This window comes from Corynebacterium sp. KPL2838 (assembly GCF_040225455.1).
In the GTDB taxonomy this organism is placed as follows: domain Bacteria; phylum Actinomycetota; class Actinomycetes; order Mycobacteriales; family Mycobacteriaceae; genus Corynebacterium; species Corynebacterium rhinophilum.
Map to the genome: position 1 here is coordinate 1 of NZ_JBEHFT010000063.1, position 4,199 is coordinate 4,199.

Annotated in this window: 3 protein-coding genes and 2 pseudogenes; 2 read left to right on the top strand and 3 right to left on the bottom strand. The window is 55.5% G+C overall.

What is annotated here, in order from left to right; all coding sequences use genetic code 11:
• Nucleotides 1–39 precede the first annotated feature (39 nt).
• Nucleotides 40–303 carry a phosphatidylglycerol lysyltransferase domain-containing protein gene (locus tag ABRP98_RS11510; RefSeq protein ID WP_502878803.1) on the top strand — a complete coding sequence of 88 codons (264 nt, stop codon included), beginning with the start codon at nt 40–42 and terminating at the stop codon, nt 301–303.
• Here ABRP98_RS11510 and ABRP98_RS11515 read toward each other — a convergent pair.
• Complete coding sequence (locus ABRP98_RS11515) at nt 300–2,843, bottom strand: ABC transporter permease (protein WP_284852492.1); 2,544 nt, start codon at nt 2,841–2,843, stop codon at nt 300–302. The genes ABRP98_RS11510 and ABRP98_RS11515 overlap by 4 nt on opposite strands.
• Entirely contained in the window at nt 2,844–3,572 is a 729-nt protein-coding gene (locus tag ABRP98_RS11520) for an ABC transporter ATP-binding protein (RefSeq protein WP_349859334.1), read from the bottom strand.
• A gap of 173 nt (nt 3,573–3,745) precedes the next feature.
• On the opposite strand from ABRP98_RS11520, the pseudogene ABRP98_RS11525 reads away from it, so the two are divergent.
• Nucleotides 3,746–3,997 (top strand): annotated as a pseudogene (locus tag ABRP98_RS11525) (helix-turn-helix domain-containing protein); the annotation flags it as partial.
• Between the two features lie 34 nt (nt 3,998–4,031).
• Here the strand turns inward: ABRP98_RS11525 and ABRP98_RS11530 are convergent.
• Nucleotides 4,032–4,199: pseudogene (locus ABRP98_RS11530) on the bottom strand (IS256 family transposase); the annotation flags it as partial.

The window sequence follows — 4,199 nt, forward strand, 5'->3', positions numbered from 1 at the left end:
GGTGGTAGATTACCTTTCTTCCCAGCCCGACTAGGCTGGATATCAGGTGTCCACCAAAAGGGGGTCAGGTCCCCCTCCTGGCTCGACAATCTCTTGCAGCGCCTAGGCAATGAGGTCGAGCCCTTCTACGGATTCCACAGCCTGGCGGCAAGCAAAAAGAAGTTCCAGCCCGAAGAGCACCCATGGTTCCTGTGCTACGACGACGAGCTGAAACTTCCTAATATCGGTCTAGCGACGATGCACGCCTACCTTCCAGACCTCAAGACCACGGATGCGGTCAAGGCCTGGATATCCAGGCATTAATCCGCAATCGCCTCCAGCGGCGGCGTCTTTGCCGCGCGTTGCGATGGCCATACCGCTGCAATGATGCCCACAACTGCGGATCCCAGCAGCATGGTTACCAACATGCCCCACGGAACCTCGGCGCCGCCAAGGCCCTGATCATTCAAGATCTCAATGAAGGACCAGCCCAAGCCGAGGCCAATGAGAATTCCCATGATCGCACCAAAGAGCGAAATCTGGACCGACTCCAGTGTGATCATCCTGCGGATTTGGCGGCGCTGCGTACCCACCGCACGCAACATGCCAATCTCCTGGCGGCGCTCAATAACACCCAAGGTCAAGGTATTGACAATACCCAGTACCGCGATGATCACGGCTAGTGCGAGAAGACCGTAGAGAATGGCCAGCATCTGGTCGATGAAGCCAGCGGCCTGACCCGCGTATTCCTTACCGGTATTGACCTGCACCACCACGAGATCCTTGACAGCATCCTCGAGGTTCTGGCGCAGCTCTTCCTTGTCATAGCCTTCTTGACCTAAGACGCCCACCATCTGCACGGAGAATTCACCGTCAGCGGCGACCTGTTCTGCCACGTCCTGCGAAACCACCATATTTTGAATGGTCTCAATGGGTTCAAAGGTACCGACCAGTTTCGCTTCCGCAGTCTTGCCCGGCTCGCTTCCGGTGACCTCGTAGGTTTCTCCTACCTTCCAGCCATTTTCTTTGGCGAAGTCTTCCGTGGCGGCAAAGCCACCTTCAATATTGGCATCGCCTTCCACCATGTTCATCGCCAGCATCGAGGTAGGGTCAGCATCCACCGTCACGGTGAACAACCCGCCGCTACCAAAGTCCAAGGAGGCCTGACCGTCCACGGCAACCGGCGCCGAGCCGACGGTAATGACCTTATCCACACCGTCTGCCTCTGCGGCACGCGCACCGGTTTCCTTCGGCGTCGGGAAGTTTCCGGAGCTCGGTCCAGACAAAATATAGTCCGACGTAATAGTTTGGTCCACCGTATCCGAGATGGAAGCCTTCATTGTCTGTCCCAGCATGCCGATGCTCGTGACCAATGCCACGCCCAAAGTCAGGGCAAAGGCCGTGGCGGCGGTGCGGCGCGGGTTACGCCGCGAGTTGGTAGCAGCCAGCTTGCCGATGGACCCGAATGGTGCACCGATAGCCCTGCCCAGCGTTGGCACCAACGGCAAAGAGAGTGCGGGCCCGGCCAGGAAGAAACCAATAATCACTCCGACGGCGCCGAGGCCAACGAGAATGGCGCGGACGTTCGTTTCGGCATCGCTAAGCACGCCCGCAAAAGCAGCAATAATCCCGCCAATCATGATGATGACACCGAAGATCGTGCGCACCTTTAACGAAGAGCCGGAGGCCGACTCCGTCGTGCGCATCGCCTCAACCGGTTCCACAGCACCCGCGCGCCGCGCAGGAGCCCACGCGGAGACCACGGTGACAATCGTGCCCAAAATAATGGGGACCACCACGGCCGCAACACTCAAGCCCAAGCCGCCGCCGATGTCCATACCGTTGGCGCCCATAATTGCCTTGATAACAGCGACTAATCCCACGCCGGCAAGAACACCGACGATGGAACCCAGTACGCCAACGATGACAGATTCCACCACAACAGAATTGGTGATCTGGCGACGCGAAGCGCCCAAAGCGCGCAGCAGAGCAAACTCCTTAATGCGCTGGGCCACGATCATGGAAAACGTATTGGCAATAATAAAGGTACCCACCAACAAGGCGATAAGACCAAAGGCAACGAGGAAGTAGTTCACAAACTTCAAGGCCTCAGTCATTGCTTCACTGGTTTGCTCTGCCAGACGCTCGCCGGACTCGGCTTTGATGTCGAACTTGTCATTGAGGTCATCGACAAGCGCATTCGCATCTACGCCATCAGCAGCAGAGACCTTCAGCTGGGAGGGATCACCAAATCGTCCTAGGTAATCAACCTCGCCCATCCGCAGCTCGATGCTATCGCCCTGCTCCACCGGCGGCTCCACGATGCCTGTGACCCTAACCTCATCCTGGCTATCCGGATGAACCACCAAAAGCTTCTGGCCAACGGAAATATCGTATTTCTCCGCAGCAGAGGAATTGATCGTTACCTCATCTATGGCTTTTGGCTCATCGCCTTCAACCAGCTCACTAGATCCACCGACGGTTTTATCCGCGGGGTAATACGGCACAAGGCTCGCAGTACCACTTTGGGTTTGGAAAGCCTCCGAATTTTCATCGGCAACAACCACGGTCTGCGAGTCAGCGACGTTGATGTTTTTAACCGCGGGATCATCAAGCAGCTGTTGGCGCAGCACTTCATCCAGCTTCTGGTCACTATCATCGTTCTCACTAACTACTGCGTCTACACCGCGGAATTGGTTATCCACCGCGGAATCAAAAGTAGCCTTCAAAGAGTTAGTGAACATGAAAGAGCCAGCAATAAAGGCGGTGCCTAAAACCACCGCCAAAATTGTCAGCCCAAGGCGCAACTTATGCGCCAAAATATTGCGCACGGACACCCTGCGCATTGCGTTTCCGCGTGCCATTTAACCCTCAATCTCTGCCATTACATTGTGAATGGCCTCCATCGTCGGATCCTGCAGTTCGTTAACGAGCTTGCCGTCAGCAAGGAAAACTACGCGATCAGCATAAGACGCCGCCTTGGCATCATGCGTCACAATGACCACAGTCTGGTCATCCTGATCCACCGCAGTGCGCAGAATATCCAGCACCTCAGCCGAAGAATTGGAGTCCAAGTTACCCGTAGGCTCATCTCCAAAAATAATCTCCGGCCGCGACACTAAAGCGCGAGCACATGCCACACGCTGCTGCTGACCACCAGACAATTCCGCCGGACGGTGCTCCAAACGCTCCGCCAGCCCCAGGCGACGCGTGACTTCTTCGAACCACTGCTTATCGACGTCCTTGCCCGCAATATCGGTCGGCAGCGTGATGTTTTCCGCAGCCGTCAAGGTGGGAACCAAGTTGAAGGATTGGAAGATGAATCCCAGGCGGTCTCGGCGCAGCGCCGTAATTTCCTTGTCATTGAGGTGGGACATATCGGTATCTCCGATAAACGCCGAGCCAGAGGTAGCAGAGTCCAACCCTGCCATCGTGTGCATCAACGTGGACTTGCCCGAACCCGAAGGGCCCATAATGGCTGTGAATTGGTTCTTTCCAAACTCAATGGAAACGTGATCAAGGGCGATAACGGCCGTGTCATCGCTTCCGTATTGCTTAAACAATTCAACGGCGCGTGCCGCGGCATCAGTCATAAAGCGTGTTCTCCTTGTAAATGGGAAATTACCTTTCTATATAGTAACCCGCCTGGTCGCAGTGTCCCATCATCCCATGGGCTGATTTGGGGGCACTGGTGTGGTGGTGTTTGAACTGCTCCCCATTAGTTGGACTGAGAAATCAGTTACCGACTAGTAGGGAGTAGTTTTCTTTGAGAGCACGAAGTTCGTTGAGCGAATATCAGCGCGAGCAGTTGGTGGAGTGTTTCGAGCAGGGCATGGGGTGTAAAGCAGCTGCCAATGCTCTCGGGGTCTCCAGACACGCCGTGCGGAGTCTCTACCGTCGGTTTGTGCTGCGTGGCAGGCTATGTCTTGTGGAGAAACCGACTAAGCAGCATTACCCCTTCGAGGTGAAGAAGGAAGTTGTCGAGCGCTACCTTGCCGGCGAGACAAGAATGGATCTTGGAGCGTGTCAAGTTGTTTGTGTGTGGGGCTAGTTTATAGGTATTTGTCGAAGCGGTCGGGAAAGGCCACGGCCATCTGGTTGATGGCTTGTTTCCAGCCAGAAACTCGGGCTCCTTCCACGAGCCTGCCGGCTGTTCTTGAGACTCGTTTGCCTTGCTTTGCTCTCTTTGCAGCTCGTTTGTCTTCAATATTGCAGATCAT

Excerpts from the sequence above, each read along its gene's own strand:
- ABRP98_RS11515 (WP_284852492.1), bottom strand. The coding sequence starts at position 2,843 with ATGGCACGCGGAAACGCAATGCGCAGGGTGTCCGTGCGCAATATTTTG.
- ABRP98_RS11520 (WP_349859334.1), bottom strand. The coding sequence starts at position 3,572 with ATGACTGATGCCGCGGCACGCGCCGTTGAATTGTTTAAGCAATACGGA.